Source organism: Facklamia sp. P13064 (assembly GCF_050409425.1).
Classification (GTDB): Bacteria; Bacillota; Bacilli; order Lactobacillales; family Aerococcaceae; genus Facklamia.
In genome coordinates, this window is record NZ_JBNUPM010000027.1 from 1 (window position 1) to 14,112 (window position 14,112).

Here is a 14,112-nt window from a genome sequence, read left to right on the forward strand (position 1 = left end):
ATAGCTAATGAACTCTGCGTTTATTGAACGTTGCACTTGTTATGATAATTTATCTGTTTAAAAAGTCATTAAATAAGGGATATCGCAATAGGACCTATTCAAAACAAGTATTTTTTGTTAAAATTAGTTGATGGAAAAGAAAGTTATGAGGTGACTAAATGGACCGTATCAGCGAAGTGTCTGTTAATCTATTTGGCTATAATCGCAAACAAGTTAACCAATTAGTTGAATATAAAGATGAAAAAATTAAATCTTTAGAAAGAGACGTTGCTAATTTAAACCAGAAAGTACAAGCTCTAGAAGAGAAAGTGGTTTATTTCCAGTCGATTGAAGCCGCTCTAAAAGATGGTTTAGTGGACGCACGAAAGACAGGAAATGAAATTATTGCCGATTCAGAAGCAGAAGCAGAAAAGCTAATAAATCGTACTAATGAGCAAGTGGCCCAATACAAAGAAAACTTTGCATATTATAGTAAGGAACTAGCCAATACAGGAACAGATTTAAAAGATCAATTAAAAATGATGCAATCACAAATGCTAGATATGATTTCAGACTATGAAAAATTTGTTTCATCAACTAATTTTGATGAGGTTTTTCCTAGCAAGCAAGTGGATCGTTTTAGGAATCAGATTGAAGATTATGAGCAAGATGACTTACAACCAAACAGTCATCGAAAGAATCTTTCGGCAGAAAAACAATTGTCAGATAAAGAAAAAGAGGAATTACAACGTTTAATTCAAGATGTTATAAAGAATGAAGAAACGGCAGAAAAGACAAATGACAAAAAATTGGTTGATTTTAAGAAAGCTCATGGTTAACGAAATGATAAAAAAGGGCTGGGGGTAAACCCAGCTTTTCTTGTCTTTAAGTTATCAACAGAAATGAGGAGAAATAATGGTTAAAAATATAACAAAAGAAGTGGAGCGTCGTCGAACTTTTGCAATCATTTCCCATCCCGATGCTGGAAAAACAACTATCACCGAGCAACTTTTATTATTTTCTGGAGCTATACGTGAAGCGGGAACGGTAAAAGCTAAGGGAAAAAAATCAAATAAATTCGCTAAATCAGATTGGATGGAAATTGAAAAGCAAAGAGGCATATCAGTCACGTCTTCTGTCATGCAAGTGGATTATGATGGCTATCAAGTTAATATTCTTGATACTCCAGGTCACGAAGATTTTTCGGAAGATACCTACCGTACTTTAATGGCAGTCGATGCTGCTGTTATGGTGGTCGATTCTGGTAAGGGAATTGAGCCTCAAACTAAGAAATTATTTGAGGTCGTCTCAAAGCGTGGAATTCCTATCTTTACATTTATGAATAAACTAGACCGCGATGGACGCGAGCCAATGGATTTAGTAGCGGAATTAGAAGAAGTCTTAGGAATTAATGCCTATCCAATGAATTGGCCAATGGGTATGGGTAAAACATTACTAGGTCTATATGATTTATACAATCAGCGCGTGGAAATTCGTCAATCAGATGATGAAGATTATTTTATAGCACTGGATGAAGAAGGACATGCCCAAGGAGACCACGCTTTTAAATCATCATCTATTTATAGTCAAGCAATTGATGATGCACAACTTTTACATGAAGCGGGTAATAGTTTTGATCGCCAGGCTATTTCACGAGGAAAATTAACGCCCGTCTTTTTTGGGTCCGCTTTAACGGGTTTTGGCGTACAAACTTTCTTGGATGCCTTTGTCGATTTGTCTCATCAGCCGGCGCCGGCTTTAACAGTTGACGAAGAATATATCCAGCCAACAGATGAGCGTTTTACAGGCTTTGTTTTTAAAATCCAAGCTAATATGAACCCAGCACACCGTGACCGCATTGCCTTTGTAAGGATTGTTTCTGGCCGTTTTGAAAAGGGAATGACAGTTACTTTAAACCGAACCGGCAAAACCATTCGAATGGCACATACTACCCAGTTCATGGCCGACAGTCGAGCAGAAGTCCAAGATGCTTTTGCAGGCGATATTATTGGCTTATATGATACGGGGAATTTTCAAATAGGTGATACCATCTATGCAGGTAACCAAGCCGTCCAATTTGAAGATCTACCACAATTTACGCCGGAGATTTTTATGAAAGTAGCGCCAAAGAATGTAATGAAGCAAAAATCTTTCCATAAAGGAATTGAACAACTTGTGCAAGAAGGAGCCATTCAATTATATAAGACCTATCATACAGAAGAGTATATACTAGGAGCGGTCGGACAACTGCAGTTTGAAGTTTTTCAATATCGTTTATTAAACGAATATAATGCAGAAGTTGAAATGACACCAATGGGGTCAAAAATTGCACGTTGGATTGATGATGAGGACTTAGATCCTAAGATGTCTTCCTCACGAAACCTTCTGGCAAAAGATCGTTTCGGCCAAGCTGTTTTCCTTTTTGAAAATCAGTTTGCTGAAAATTGGTTTAAAGACAAACACCCTGATGTTAAACTTAAACAGTTGATGTAAATCTCTTATTAAGGGTTACTGGTATTTAATAAGTAAATAATCTTAGCTTTTAATTTTGGTTTTGTGTATAATAATGATAGCGTTTGCCTGGGTTTTTATTTGCCTAGAATGAATAGCTATTCAGCGCATAGCTTAATATTAGAAATAATGTCTTTAAGGAGATGAACATATGGAAAAGAAAGAATTTCACGTAGTTGCTGAGACTGGGATTCACGCAAGACCTGCAACTTTATTAGTGCAAGCAGCTAGTAAGTTTTCATCAGATATTAACTTAGAATATAAAGGTAAATCAGTAAATTTGAAATCAATTATGGGAGTGATGTCTCTTGGCGTAGGACAAGGAGCTGACGTTACAATTACAGCTGAAGGTTCTGACGAAAAAGAAGCTATTGAAACGGTAACAGAGACCATGAAGAAAGAGGGCTTATCTGAATAATGACTAATAAACTAACCGGTATTGCGGCTAGTGATGGGATTGCAATTGCACCTGTTTATTTATTAGTGGATCCCGACTTAAGTTTTGACAAAAAGTCAATTGAAGATAGTGAACAGGAACTTATGCGTTTGTCTGTCGCTGTTGACCAAGCAAAAGCGGAACTTGAAAATATTCGCCAATTAGCTGCTGACCAATTAGGTGAAGAAGAGGCAAAAGTTTTTGATGCACATCTTTTAGTTTTATCAGATCCAGAATTCCTAGCCCAAGTAAAAACTTTGATTGAAGAAGATAAGATGAATGCAGAGGCTAGTCTTGAACAAGTTGCAGATATGTTTATTGCTACATTTGAAGCGATGGAAGACAATCCTTACATGCAAGAACGTGCAGCAGATATCCGTGACGTGAAACAACGACTTTTAGCTGCTTTATTAGGAGTGGAATTACCGACTCCAGCTACTATTGACCATGAAGTAATTGTGGTGGCTAGAGACTTAACGCCAAGCGACACTGCGCAATTGAATAAAAAATATGTGAAAGCCTTCGTCACAGAGATTGGCGGAAGAACATCTCACTCTGCTATCATGGCAAGGTCGTTAGAGATACCTGCCGTTGTTGGGATTGAAGGTGTTTCTCAAGCGGTTAAACAGGGAGAAAACTTAATCGTAGATGCCTTAGAAGGTCAAATTATCCTGCAAGCAAACGAGGAAGAACTAAAAGAGTATCAGCATAAAGGCGACCAATTTAAACAAGACCAAGAAGAATTAAAAAAATTGGTAGCATCGCCATCCATAACTAGTGATGGTAAAACAGTAGAAATTGCTGCCAATATTGGAACCCCTAAGGATGTTGAGGGAGCTATTGATAATGGAGCAGATGGAGTAGGCTTGTATCGAACAGAATTCCTTTACATGAATGCTTCTGATTTTCCTAGTGAAGATGACCAATATCGCGCTTATCGTCAAGTGCTTGAAGCTGTTGATGGTAAAGGGGTGGTCGTTCGAACCATGGATATAGGTGGCGATAAGCATTTGCCATATATGAAGTTGCCACAAGAAATGAACCCGTTTTTAGGTTACCGTGCTATTCGTATTTCTATAGATAAGCCAGAGATGTTCAAAACACAATTGAAAGCATTACTGAGAGCATCGGTTCATGGTGATTTGAAAATCATGTTTCCTATGATTGCTACAATTTCAGAGTTTCGCCAGGCTAAATCTTTATTAGAAGAGGTTAAAAAAGAACTTCAACAAGCGCAGGTTGAATATTCAGATTCTATCGAAGTTGGAATAATGATTGAAATTCCAGCTGCTGCTGTTTTAGCGGACCAATTTGCAAAGGAAGTAGACTTCTTCTCAATTGGTACAAATGATTTAATCCAATATTCAATGGCTGCTGATCGAATGAATGAGCGAGTTTCTTATCTTTATCAACCCTATAATCCTTCTATTTTGAGATTAGTCAAATTTGTAATTGATGCAGCTCACCAAGAAGGTAAATGGGTTGGTATGTGCGGTGAAATGGCTGGTGACCAAATGGCGGTACCTATTCTACTAGGTATGGGATTAGATGAGTTTTCAATGTCTGCTTCGTCAATCTTAAGAACACGTCAGTTAATTTCACGCTTAGATAGTAAAAAGATGCAAGAATTAGCTGATCGCGTGATCAAGGAATGTAATTCATCTGAAGCAGTAGAAGAGCTTGTTAATCAATATTTAGCCTAAAGTGTATTTCATAAATAGTTAAGACCCTAGGAATAGTTTGTCGCCATTTAAGCATAGCCATATGTTTGTGGAACAAATCGTTTCTAGTGTCTTTTTTTTACAAAAAACACTGTTGTTAAGGTAGTAAAATATTTACTATAATAGATGAGAATAGAAATAAGCTCTAGGAAGGAAGCATTATGAAGATAGGCATGTTTACGGATACCTACTTTCCTCAATTAAGTGGTGTATCAACTTCAATCAAATTATTAACAAAAGAATTGCGAGCTAGAGGACATGAGGTAGTTATCTTCACTACTACTGATCCGAATGCAGAAGCAGAGCCAGATGTTGTTAGGATTTCAAGTGTTCCCTTTTTAAGTTTTTCTGATCGAAGAATTGCATATCGGGGATTCGATCGCTGTTTGAAAATAGCGCGTTCCATGAACTTAGACCTTATTCATACGCACACCGAGTTTAGTATGGGTTTAGCTGGTAAGTATGTTGCTAGCCGTTTGAAGATTCCTAATATACATACTTATCATACAATGTATGAAAATTATACCCACTATATTTTAGATGGGCTCTTAGTTCAAGCCAATCATGTAAGAGTAATTTCACGTCAGTATTGTAACCAATCAAATGCAGTCATTGCGCCCAGTCAATTAACTAAAGATACTTTAGAATCTTATGGTGTTCATGTTCCTATACAGATAATAGCTACTGGAGTAAACATTCCAAATTTTAAACCAGAAGAAGCTAAAACTTTGCGGAAGACTTTAGATTTTAATAGTAAAGACCGTGTATTATTATCTTTATCACGTTTATCTAAAGAAAAAAATATAATTGAAGTCTTATATTCTTATTGTGAATTGAAGCAAAAGGATCCAAATCTAAAATTAGTGATTGCTGGGGATGGACCAGAAAGAGATAGTCTAGAACAATTTAGTCGTAAACATGATTTAGATGTGCGCTTTGTCGGATTTGTCGATCATGATGAAGTTTGGCGTTATTACCAAATGGCTGATTTATATGTAAATGCCTCAGAGTCGGAATCGCAAGGGTTGACTTATCTAGAAGCAATTGTTAACCGCTGTCCAATCATTGCTAAGAGTAATGATTACCTCAAGACTGTGATGCAAGAAGAGGCTTTTGGCGCCTTATTTGATGAAAATTACACACTTAATCAAGCAATTAGAGACTTTTTGGAGAAAAAAGACTCAAAACAAGTTGATCCAATTGATACAGATAACTTATATGAAATATCAGTAGAAAAGTTTACGGATCAAGTTTTAACCTTTTACAAGCAAGTATGTGAGCGATATATTGAAGAAGAAACTGGCCTTTTTGATCGTGTCTTTAGTAAAGTAAAAAATGTTATTCGTGAAATTGTAATAGGAGGAAAAATATAGTGGATCAAACACTCAAAGTAGGTTTTATCGGACTAGGTGTTATGGGACAATCAATGGCTAGACACATATTAAGAGCTGGTTATCCGCTTTATGTTTATAATCGAACGAGGTCTAAAGCCAATCAATTGGTTGAAGAAGGGGCTATTTGGCAAGCTTCACCTGAAGAAGTTGCTCAGGCATGTGACTTAGTCTTAACAATAGTTGGCTATCCTGAAGATGTTGAAGCGGTATACCTAGGTGAAAAGGGCTTGTTTAAGGGTGCTCACTCAGGTCAGGTTTTTATTGATTTAACCACCTCTAGACCAAGTTTGGCTCAGGAACTCACTAAAAAAGGACAAGCTTTGGGTGTTACTGTTTTAGATGCACCTGTTTCTGGTGGAGATTTAGGAGCAAAAGCAGGACGCCTAACAGCTATGGTTGGAGGAGATGCAGCAACTTTAGATCAAGTTCGTCCTATTCTTGAAACATTTAGTGCAAGTATTCAACTCCATGGTTCTGCAGGTTCTGGCCAACATGCTAAGGCAAGTAATCAGATTATGATTGCTGGGACAATGACCGGCATGGTCGAAACATTAAGGTATGCTAAAGCAAATGGGTTAGACTTAGAAAAAGTTATTGCAACCTTGACTGGTGGAGCTGCTAATAACTGGTCATTGGCCAATTATGGGCCTCGTATTTTAAAATCAGACTATTCACCTGGATTTTTTGTTAAGCACTATATCAAGGATTTAGGTATTGCTTTAGAAGAAGCTGAAAAAGCCAATTTAAATTTACCAGGTACAAAACTTGCCTATGATTTATACCAAGAATTAGCAAAAGAAGGTCATGAAAATGATGGTACTCAAGCTTTGATTAAGCTTTGGTGGGATCAAGCTTAATAGTCCTCCTCACTCTAAGTTGGGAAGCAACTTAAAATTTATTTCTTGCAATTTTATCTCAGTTTGTTAGTATACCTTGTATAAAATAAATTATCTTCTTAGTGAAGAATGGAGGAAATCATGAAAGCATCTGTACTTACTGGAATTATTCAACGACTAGAAACAATGACTAAGGCAAAAGATGAAGTTGAAATTCGTCGATTTGAATTGGATGGGATTGAAAAATGCCAAGTGACTTATTTACCAAATGATGATGCTTTTGAAATGACAGAATCAGAAACGGGAACTGTTTTCCGCTTTGACAACATTGATCTAGTAGCCATTGAAATATTTGATCTGTTGGGTTAATACAAACAAAAAGAGGTCTGAGGATAATCGAAATCCTAGACCTCTTTTTATTTATCATAAACATATAATCTTTTCATCAGTTAAAATCCTAAGCAAGATAATTATAAATATTAGAGCCAGTGAATCATGAGTATAAGAATACAAGAATGTGCTATAATGACTTTAAGTAAAAAAAGAAATAAGTTAATGAAGATAATAAAAAAGTATAGGAGGAATCATGAGAAAATTGATTCAACCCACTTGGTGTCTTAATTCAGTTTATCGTCTTAAGCCATCTGATCTAATCAACCAGCAAATTAAAGGCCTAATAGTAGATCTTGATAATACACTCTTGGCATGGAATTGCCTAGATCATACCCAAGAATTAGCAATATGGGCAAAGAGTATGCAAGATGCAGGTATAAAATTATTTGTTTTATCCAACAATCATCCCGAACGAGTACATAGGGTGGCGGATCCTTTAAAATTACCTTATCTCGGTCACGCCTTAAAACCGCTCAGACGTAGTTTTCGCTTAGCAATGAAAAGAATGCAAGTTAAGCCGGAGCATGTCTTAGTGGTCGGTGACCAGATAATGACCGATGTAATAGGAGCTAAGAGTTTAGGTTTGAAAGTACTTTTAGTTAAACCTATTGTCAATAATGATAATATTTACACCCTGGTCAATCGCACTTTAGAAAAAATGGCACTGAAATGGATTGGGATTGACCGACATGGAGACTGGGGGGACCAACTTGAAAGACCAAACTAATTTACAAGAAAACTATCAATGCATTGGATGTGGGGCTGAAATTCAAAGTGAAGATCCTAATAAGATGGGGTATTTATTGGCTTCTATCTTGGAGAAGAAAAAAATAGAAGGCGATTTTTATTGTCAGCGCTGTTTCAGACTGCGTCATTATAATGAGCTACAGGATGTGCAAATTTCAGACGATATATTTCTGGATCGCCTTTCTTCCATTTCAGAAGACGATGCTTTTGTAGTGAATGTTATTGATATATTTGATGTTGAAGGAAGTATGTTATCTGGCTTAAATCGTTTTATTGGCAAGCAACCTTTTGTTTTAGTCGCTAATAAAGTAGACTTATTACCAAAATCAGTCAAACAAAATCGAATCGTTCATTGGTTGAAACAGCGTTTCTTTGAAAATAGTTTAAAACCAGACGAAGTGTTTTTGCTGTCAGCCAATAATCCAGCTAGCTTACAAGCTCTAATTGATCGGATTGACCGCGAGGTAAGACAACGTAATGTTTACATAGTGGGAGTTACTAATGTTGGAAAATCTACCTTAATTAACCAACTGCTGAGACATTATGGTGGAGACAAAGAAATAATCACAACCTCTGATCATCCGGGCACCACACTCGATACGATTCGTATACCATTAACAGAAACAACGGGTATCATTGATACTCCGGGAATTATCAAGGAAAACCAACTGGCTCATTACTTAGATCGTCAGGGAATGAAAAAACTATTACCCAATAAAGCAATTAAGCCTAGAACTTTTCAGTTAAATGCTGGTCAAACACTCTTTTTAGCTGGAGCAGGTAGAGTTGATTTTATAGCAGGAGAAAGGGCAGCCTTTACTTTTTATGTCTCCAATGAGACATATATTCACCGGACTAAAACGGATAAGGCAGATGACTTTTACCTTAAGCACAAAGGACAACTCTTAAGTCCTCCATATCTCAATCAAGCAGTTAATTTTCCTGAACTACAAGGAAGGGATTATCAATTAAAACCCAATCAAGATTTAGCGATTGCTGGACTAGGATGGTTAACAGTTAATGAACCTGTTCAAGTAAGACTATGGGCTCCAAAAGCTGTCCAAGTTACACAAAGAGAAAGTATGATTTAGGTTAAACAGATCTAGTTAGAAAAGGAGTCAATATGACCGTATTAAATAAAAAACAAATTAAGTTTCTTAGAAAAAAAGCGCAAAAAGAAAAAGCAATTTTTCAAATCGGAAAATTAGGAATTACAGAAGTCTTTATTCAACAAGTGGATGATGCCATTGAAAAAAGAGAATTAATTAAATTTAATATTCTGCAAAATTCTGATGAAGAAATTGATCAAGCGGCTGAACAAATTGCTCAAGCAATTAATGCAGTAATTGTTCAAACCGTTGGACATACAGCTGTTCTTTATCGCCCTTCTCACAAAGAAAAATATCAAAGAATAAGTGAAGAAATAGCCACTATTCAATAGCAACAGAAAGGAGACCTCCATGCGGACGATCGTCAGTGAACAAACTATTTTGAGGCTTGAGCGAGAATATGCCTCGATCACCTTAGGACAAATAGCGGATTTAACAACCGACCGTGATCGCCAACGCATCGGTATTTTAGGAGGGACTTTTAATCCGCCTCATTTAGGTCATTTAATGATGGCTGAACAAGTAGGAAAACAATTAGATTTAGATGAAGTTTGGTTTATGCCAACCGCAAAGCCACCTCATGCGCCGGGGAAGCAGACCATTGCTTCTCAACACCGGCTGCAAATGGTTCAAAGAGCGATCGAAGGTAATCCTTTGTTTAAACTCCAAGCCTACGAAGTTAATCGTGGTGGGAAAAATTATACCATTGATACTATGAGGCATTTCGTGAAAGCTTACCCTGAGTGCGACTTTTACTTTATCATTGGGAGTGACTCAGCTAATGAACTAGAGACTTGGCGTGACATTAGTGAATTGGCTTCAATGGTTCAATTTGTGGGTGTGCGACGTCCAGGCGAAGAAATTTATGGGGGGCAATATCCAATCATCTGGGTAGACAGTCCTTTGGTAGAGCTTTCTTCAACGGAAATTCGTCTAAGAGTCTACTTGGAACAATCCATTCGTTATCAAGTTCCTGATGCGGTGATAGACTACATTAACCGCCACGACCTATATCGACGTTTGGATTGATGAAAGAAGGAGTTTTTATGACAGAAGAACTTATTTACCAACAAGACTTTATTAATATGAGCCGTCAAGAGTTGATTAATCAATTAGAAAAGCGTTTATCAAAAAGACGGTTTGATCATGTAATGGGGGTTGAAAAAAAAGCGCTTGAGTTAGCGAAGCTTTATGAAGAAGATATCGAAAAAGCATCAATCGTTGCTTTAATGCATGACTATGCCAAAGAAATTGAATCCGAGGCAATGTTAAATTTAGCTCAAGCATTTTGGTCAGACGAGCGGCTTGAAGACGCAACAGAAGGAATCTGGCATGGTTTTGCTGCTGCACAAATATTGAAAACGGATCTAGCATGTCAAGATGATGAAATTATTCAAGCGGTAGCTGCTCATACTACGGGCTGGCACCAAATGTCAAAACTTGCAAAAATACTTTATATCGCAGACTATACAGAAGAAGGACGTAATTTTAAAGGAGTCAATAAGGTTAGAAAACTAAGTCAAATTGATTTAGATAAGGCTTGTTTTTTGAAGATGCGTATGACAGTAAAGCACTTGATGAAAAGGCAAGAATATCTTTTCCCCTTACAAATTGAAGTCTATAATAGTTGGATTAAAAATTATAAAGCAAATAAAGCTATTTAGGAGGAATTATGACATTATCAAGTAAAGAAAAATTAGAAGTAATTGTAAAAGCGGCGGACGATCGGATGGGCCAAGATATTATGGCTTTAGATGTAAGTCAAATGACACCCTTGGCAGAATATTTTGTAATCATGCACGCCAAGAATGAACGTCAACTTAATGCGATTGTGGACGAAATCATTGAAAAATGTCATCAAGCGAATATAAATATCAAGGGTTCTGAAGGAAAAGATGGCGGACGCTGGATTTTAATTGATATTTATGAAATCGTTGTTCATGTCTTTCATTATGAAGAGCGTAGCCATTATAATTTAGAAAAAATCTGGCGAGATGCGCCATTAGTGGACATTTCTGCATGGGTGAATCCTTAATGAGTTTTACCGATGTCGCTTTGGTTTATGACCGTTTTAATGATTTGAGCGCCTATGATCAGTGGCTAGATTTTACTTTAGCTCATGCAGGAGAAGCTGTTGAAAATGTTTTGGATATGGCATGTGGGACAGGTTATTTTAGCCGTTTATTAGCTAAGAATTATCAGCAAGTTAAGGGTATGGATTTAAATGAAGCAATGATTGACCAAGCTAAAAAACAAGCAGGAAATGAATATGAAAACCTCATCTTTCAACAAGGTGATATGCTCAATCTAGAAGCAGAAGAGGGAAAGTATGATTTAGTGACTTGCTATGCAGATTCTTTATGTTTTCTAAAGAATGAAGAAGAGCTTAAACAGGCTCTTTTTTCAATGGCTAATTGTCTAAAAGATAGTGGTCGATTATTGTTTGATGTATGGACCCCTTATCAATTGAGTCAAGGATTTGATCAATTTTCTTATCAGGATGAAGATGAAAAGGGTGCTCTATTGTGGACATCTTTCACTAAAGCTAATGATTTAAGTGTAATTCACCAGTTAACTGTCTTTGATCGCATTGAGTCTGAAGCTGATCAAGATTTTTATAGACGTTATCAAGTCGACCTAGAAGAAAAAACCTATCCCTTAGCTACTTATAAAAATTTTTTACTAGAAGCAGGCTTGCAACCACAACAAATTCAAGTTTTGGTCAATTTTGGTGAACGTCAGTATGACGAATCTCAAGATCAAAAGACTGATCGTTGGTTTTTTGTATGTCAAAAGGGGGAATAAATGTTGAGAACCTTAGGCATTATTGCAGAATACAATCCTTTTCATTATGGCCATCTCTATCAGCTCAAAAAGGCAAGGACCTTAACTCAAGCTGAATGCATTATCGTTTTAATGAGTGGGAATGTTGTGCAAAGAGGGGAGTTTCCTATTCTGGATAAATGGCATAGGGCAGAGCTTGCCTTAAAAAATGGAGCAGACCTAGTCCTCGAACTTCCATTGAATGCTAGTCTGCAGGCAGCGGATTTTTTTGCCGGAAGCTCCGTTGACATCATGAAAGACTTGGAGGTTGATTATTTAGCTTTTGGAAGTGAATCGGCTGAATTAGCAGATCTTCAAGCCTATTTAGATTTTATTGAGTTAATTGATGCGGACTTGCAAAAAAATATCCGTCTTTTACTTAAAGAAGGAAAGGCCTACCCAGCCGCTTATCAAACGGCTGTCGCTCAACAATTGAAACAGCATGAATACAGTTTAAGTTTCGATCCATCTGCTAGCAATCAAATGCTAGGCATTCTGTACTTAAAAGCACTAAAAGGTTCTAAAATTCAACCAATTGTTATCCCTCGTCTTAAAGAAACTCAAGAGCTAGAACAGTGGATTGAGCTACCACATGAGCTACAACCAATATCTATCCTTTCAGGCAGTCAAATCAGAAAGGAAGTTCAAGAGGGTGTTCTAAAAGCTCGAAATCTTCCGATAATGACTTGGCAGAAGTTGCAAATGCATTCCTTAATCGAATGGCAAGATTATTATACCTTACTCAACTATGCTATCTTAGCGTTGGGGAAAGAAGGTCTTGCTAAAATTCAAGGAATGGTCGAGGGGATGGAGTCGGCTATCTATAAGCAAAATCTCAAAACTCAGTCTTGGGAGGAATTAGTGGATGCTCTTACTTCGAGTCGGTGGACACGGTCAGCTGTACAACGTCTATTGATGATGGTTTTATTGCATATTGATCAAACAATGTGGCAAAGTTATTTAACAAAAAATAAAAAGCAGAAAGTGCTTCGTATCTTGGCTTTTAATCAAGTGGGACGAGCCTTTTTAAGCAGCTTTAATTCGGAAAAACTAAAACTTTTTTCTAATTTATCGCAAGAAATAGCAGACAATTATCACTTGTCCTTGCAAGTAGATAGTATTTTGCAGGCCAATCCTAATAAAAAAACTGAAGAACAAGTGATAGCAAAGCATCCCATTTATTTAAATGAGCCTTATTTATAGCAAGCTAAACTAGTAATATGAACGTCAATCAGCTATACTAATATTGGTTTAGAATTGATTATTGTGATTGACAAGCTGTCTTTTCTTAAGTATAATTTATTTTGTCGTTTTAGAGGTGATATATATGAAATGGACCCTTCGTCAATTACGTGAGGCCTGTCGTGACGGCATCTATTCTTTTGATGAGCGAATAGATATCCAATCACAAATAAGTGAACGCAAGTCGGATATAATCCACATAGATGAAGTGCATTCTAAGGGATACTTCCTTTTGCGTGATGAAGAGTTTGTGCTCCACTGCCAATTTGATGTGGACGTGACATTGCCTTCAACTCGTAGTTTGAAGCCTGTAGTTGTCCCTTTATCAATAAAGGTGAGAGAACGCTACGTTGATAAAAGTTTAGACTTTAATGCTCAAGACTATGAGGAAACCACTATTGTTCTTGAACATGACTATATTGACCTCGCAGCGTCTGCTGTTGATAATATTCTTTTGAATATTCCAAGACAAGTCATTGCAGAGGATGATACAGATCTTCCTTCAGGCAAAGACTGGACAGTTGTAACCGAAGAAGAATATAATCTTCAAAACCAAGCAGAAGAGGATCAAGTTGATCCAAGATTTGCAGCCTTAAAAACGTTATTATCAGACCAAGATAAATAATGGTCATCAACTACCAGGAGGTGTAAAACATGGCAGTACCAAAAAGAAGAACATCTAAAGCAGTAAAAAGAAAGCGTCGTACTCACTTCAAATTAAACGTACCAGGAATGAATCCTTGTCCTGAGTGTGGAGAAATGAAATTAAGCCACCGTGTATGCGGTAATTGTGGTTTCTACGCAGGAAAAAATGTAGAACAAGTAGCAAAATAATAACAAGAAAGATCGGTTAATCGGTCTTTTTTGGCTCTATGTCCAATAGGGTTGATGCTATCCAAGGAGATTAAGCAATTAACGGTT

The 14,112-nt window shown here is 36.9% G+C and carries 17 protein-coding genes; all 17 read left to right on the top strand.

Annotated elements, in window-relative coordinates; all coding sequences use genetic code 11:
- The first annotated feature begins 158 nt into the window (after positions 1-158).
- Positions 159-818: a DivIVA domain-containing protein gene (locus tag ACQV2S_RS08245; protein ID WP_428874480.1), complete on the top strand. Its 660-nt coding sequence runs from the start codon at positions 159-161 to the stop codon at positions 816-818.
- A gap of 76 nt (positions 819-894) precedes the next feature.
- On the top strand, positions 895-2,472 hold the full coding sequence (locus tag ACQV2S_RS08250) for a peptide chain release factor 3 (RefSeq protein ID WP_428874481.1): 1,578 nt from the start codon (positions 895-897) through the stop codon (positions 2,470-2,472).
- Between the two features lie 169 nt (positions 2,473-2,641).
- A complete protein-coding gene (locus tag ACQV2S_RS08255; protein ID WP_428874483.1) occupies positions 2,642-2,908 on the top strand; it encodes a phosphocarrier protein HPr in 267 nt (88 codons plus the stop codon).
- On the top strand, positions 2,908-4,629 hold the full coding sequence (ptsP, locus tag ACQV2S_RS08260) for a phosphoenolpyruvate--protein phosphotransferase (RefSeq protein WP_428885364.1): 1,722 nt from the start codon (positions 2,908-2,910) through the stop codon (positions 4,627-4,629). The genes ACQV2S_RS08255 and ptsP overlap by 1 nt, the downstream gene beginning before the upstream one ends.
- A 179-nt stretch (positions 4,630-4,808) precedes the next feature.
- Positions 4,809-6,020, top strand: a complete 1,212-nt coding sequence (locus tag ACQV2S_RS08265) for a glycosyltransferase family 4 protein (RefSeq protein WP_428885366.1) — start codon at positions 4,809-4,811, stop codon at positions 6,018-6,020.
- Positions 6,020-6,898, top strand: coding sequence for an NAD(P)-dependent oxidoreductase (locus ACQV2S_RS08270; protein WP_428874486.1), 879 nt, complete (start codon positions 6,020-6,022; stop codon positions 6,896-6,898). The genes ACQV2S_RS08265 and ACQV2S_RS08270 overlap by 1 nt, the downstream gene beginning before the upstream one ends.
- 120 nt (positions 6,899-7,018) lie before the next feature.
- Entirely contained in the window at positions 7,019-7,246 is a 228-nt protein-coding gene (locus ACQV2S_RS08275; protein ID WP_428874487.1) for a YkuJ family protein, read from the top strand.
- A 217-nt stretch (positions 7,247-7,463) separates the two neighbouring features.
- A complete protein-coding gene (locus ACQV2S_RS08280; protein ID WP_428874488.1) occupies positions 7,464-7,997 on the top strand; it encodes a YqeG family HAD IIIA-type phosphatase in 534 nt (177 codons plus the stop codon).
- Positions 7,960-9,108 (top strand): ribosome biogenesis GTPase YqeH, encoded by a 1,149-nt coding sequence (gene yqeH, locus ACQV2S_RS08285; protein WP_428885367.1) that lies wholly within the window; start codon positions 7,960-7,962, stop codon positions 9,106-9,108. Before ACQV2S_RS08280 ends, yqeH begins: the two co-directional genes overlap by 38 nt.
- A gap of 32 nt (positions 9,109-9,140) precedes the next feature.
- On the top strand, positions 9,141-9,458 hold the full coding sequence (gene yhbY / locus ACQV2S_RS08290; protein WP_428874833.1) for a ribosome assembly RNA-binding protein YhbY: 318 nt from the start codon (positions 9,141-9,143) through the stop codon (positions 9,456-9,458).
- A gap of 19 nt (positions 9,459-9,477) precedes the next feature.
- The gene (locus ACQV2S_RS08295) at positions 9,478-10,155 is read left to right on the top strand and encodes a nicotinate-nucleotide adenylyltransferase (protein ID WP_428874491.1); all 678 of its coding nucleotides are present in this window, start codon (positions 9,478-9,480) and stop codon (positions 10,153-10,155) included.
- Positions 10,156-10,172: 17 nt separating this feature from the next.
- The gene (gene yqeK / locus ACQV2S_RS08300; protein WP_428874493.1) at positions 10,173-10,790 is read left to right on the top strand and encodes a bis(5'-nucleosyl)-tetraphosphatase (symmetrical) YqeK; all 618 of its coding nucleotides are present in this window, start codon (positions 10,173-10,175) and stop codon (positions 10,788-10,790) included.
- Between the two features lie 8 nt (positions 10,791-10,798).
- Positions 10,799-11,161 carry a ribosome silencing factor gene (rsfS, locus tag ACQV2S_RS08305; RefSeq protein ID WP_428874831.1) on the top strand — a complete coding sequence of 121 codons (363 nt, stop codon included), beginning with the start codon at positions 10,799-10,801 and terminating at the stop codon, positions 11,159-11,161.
- Positions 11,161-11,931 (top strand): class I SAM-dependent methyltransferase, encoded by a 771-nt coding sequence (locus ACQV2S_RS08310; RefSeq protein ID WP_428885368.1) that lies wholly within the window; start codon positions 11,161-11,163, stop codon positions 11,929-11,931. Before rsfS ends, ACQV2S_RS08310 begins: the two co-directional genes overlap by 1 nt.
- Positions 11,932-13,152: a nucleotidyltransferase family protein gene (locus tag ACQV2S_RS08315; RefSeq protein ID WP_428885369.1), complete on the top strand. Its 1,221-nt coding sequence runs from the start codon at positions 11,932-11,934 to the stop codon at positions 13,150-13,152.
- A 124-nt stretch (positions 13,153-13,276) separates the two neighbouring features.
- Entirely contained in the window at positions 13,277-13,816 is a 540-nt protein-coding gene (locus tag ACQV2S_RS08320) for a YceD family protein (RefSeq protein ID WP_428874497.1), read from the top strand.
- A gap of 29 nt (positions 13,817-13,845) precedes the next feature.
- Positions 13,846-14,025: a 50S ribosomal protein L32 gene (gene rpmF, locus ACQV2S_RS08325; RefSeq protein ID WP_428874498.1), complete on the top strand. Its 180-nt coding sequence runs from the start codon at positions 13,846-13,848 to the stop codon at positions 14,023-14,025.
- Positions 14,026-14,112 lie beyond the last annotated feature (87 nt).

Excerpts from the sequence above, each read along its gene's own strand:
- ACQV2S_RS08315 (WP_428885369.1), top strand. The coding sequence starts at position 11,932 with ATGTTGAGAACCTTAGGCATTATTGCAGAATACAATCCTTTTCATTAT.
- yqeK (WP_428874493.1), top strand. The coding sequence starts at position 10,173 with ATGACAGAAGAACTTATTTACCAACAAGACTTTATTAATATGAGCCGT.
- ACQV2S_RS08275 (WP_428874487.1), top strand. The coding sequence starts at position 7,019 with ATGAAAGCATCTGTACTTACTGGAATTATTCAACGACTAGAAACAATG.
- rsfS (WP_428874831.1), top strand. The coding sequence starts at position 10,799 with ATGACATTATCAAGTAAAGAAAAATTAGAAGTAATTGTAAAAGCGGCG.
- ACQV2S_RS08280 (WP_428874488.1), top strand. The coding sequence starts at position 7,464 with ATGAGAAAATTGATTCAACCCACTTGGTGTCTTAATTCAGTTTATCGT.
- ACQV2S_RS08255 (WP_428874483.1), top strand. The coding sequence starts at position 2,642 with ATGGAAAAGAAAGAATTTCACGTAGTTGCTGAGACTGGGATTCACGCA.
- ACQV2S_RS08245 (WP_428874480.1), top strand. The coding sequence starts at position 159 with ATGGACCGTATCAGCGAAGTGTCTGTTAATCTATTTGGCTATAATCGC.
- ACQV2S_RS08320 (WP_428874497.1), top strand. The coding sequence starts at position 13,277 with ATGAAATGGACCCTTCGTCAATTACGTGAGGCCTGTCGTGACGGCATC.
- rpmF (WP_428874498.1), top strand. The coding sequence starts at position 13,846 with ATGGCAGTACCAAAAAGAAGAACATCTAAAGCAGTAAAAAGAAAGCGT.
- ACQV2S_RS08250 (WP_428874481.1), top strand. The coding sequence starts at position 895 with ATGGTTAAAAATATAACAAAAGAAGTGGAGCGTCGTCGAACTTTTGCA.
- yqeH (WP_428885367.1), top strand. The coding sequence starts at position 7,960 with ATGGAGACTGGGGGGACCAACTTGAAAGACCAAACTAATTTACAAGAA.
- ACQV2S_RS08265 (WP_428885366.1), top strand. The coding sequence starts at position 4,809 with ATGAAGATAGGCATGTTTACGGATACCTACTTTCCTCAATTAAGTGGT.
- ptsP (WP_428885364.1), top strand. The coding sequence starts at position 2,908 with ATGACTAATAAACTAACCGGTATTGCGGCTAGTGATGGGATTGCAATT.
- ACQV2S_RS08295 (WP_428874491.1), top strand. The coding sequence starts at position 9,478 with ATGCGGACGATCGTCAGTGAACAAACTATTTTGAGGCTTGAGCGAGAA.
- yhbY (WP_428874833.1), top strand. The coding sequence starts at position 9,141 with ATGACCGTATTAAATAAAAAACAAATTAAGTTTCTTAGAAAAAAAGCG.
- ACQV2S_RS08310 (WP_428885368.1), top strand. The coding sequence starts at position 11,161 with ATGAGTTTTACCGATGTCGCTTTGGTTTATGACCGTTTTAATGATTTG.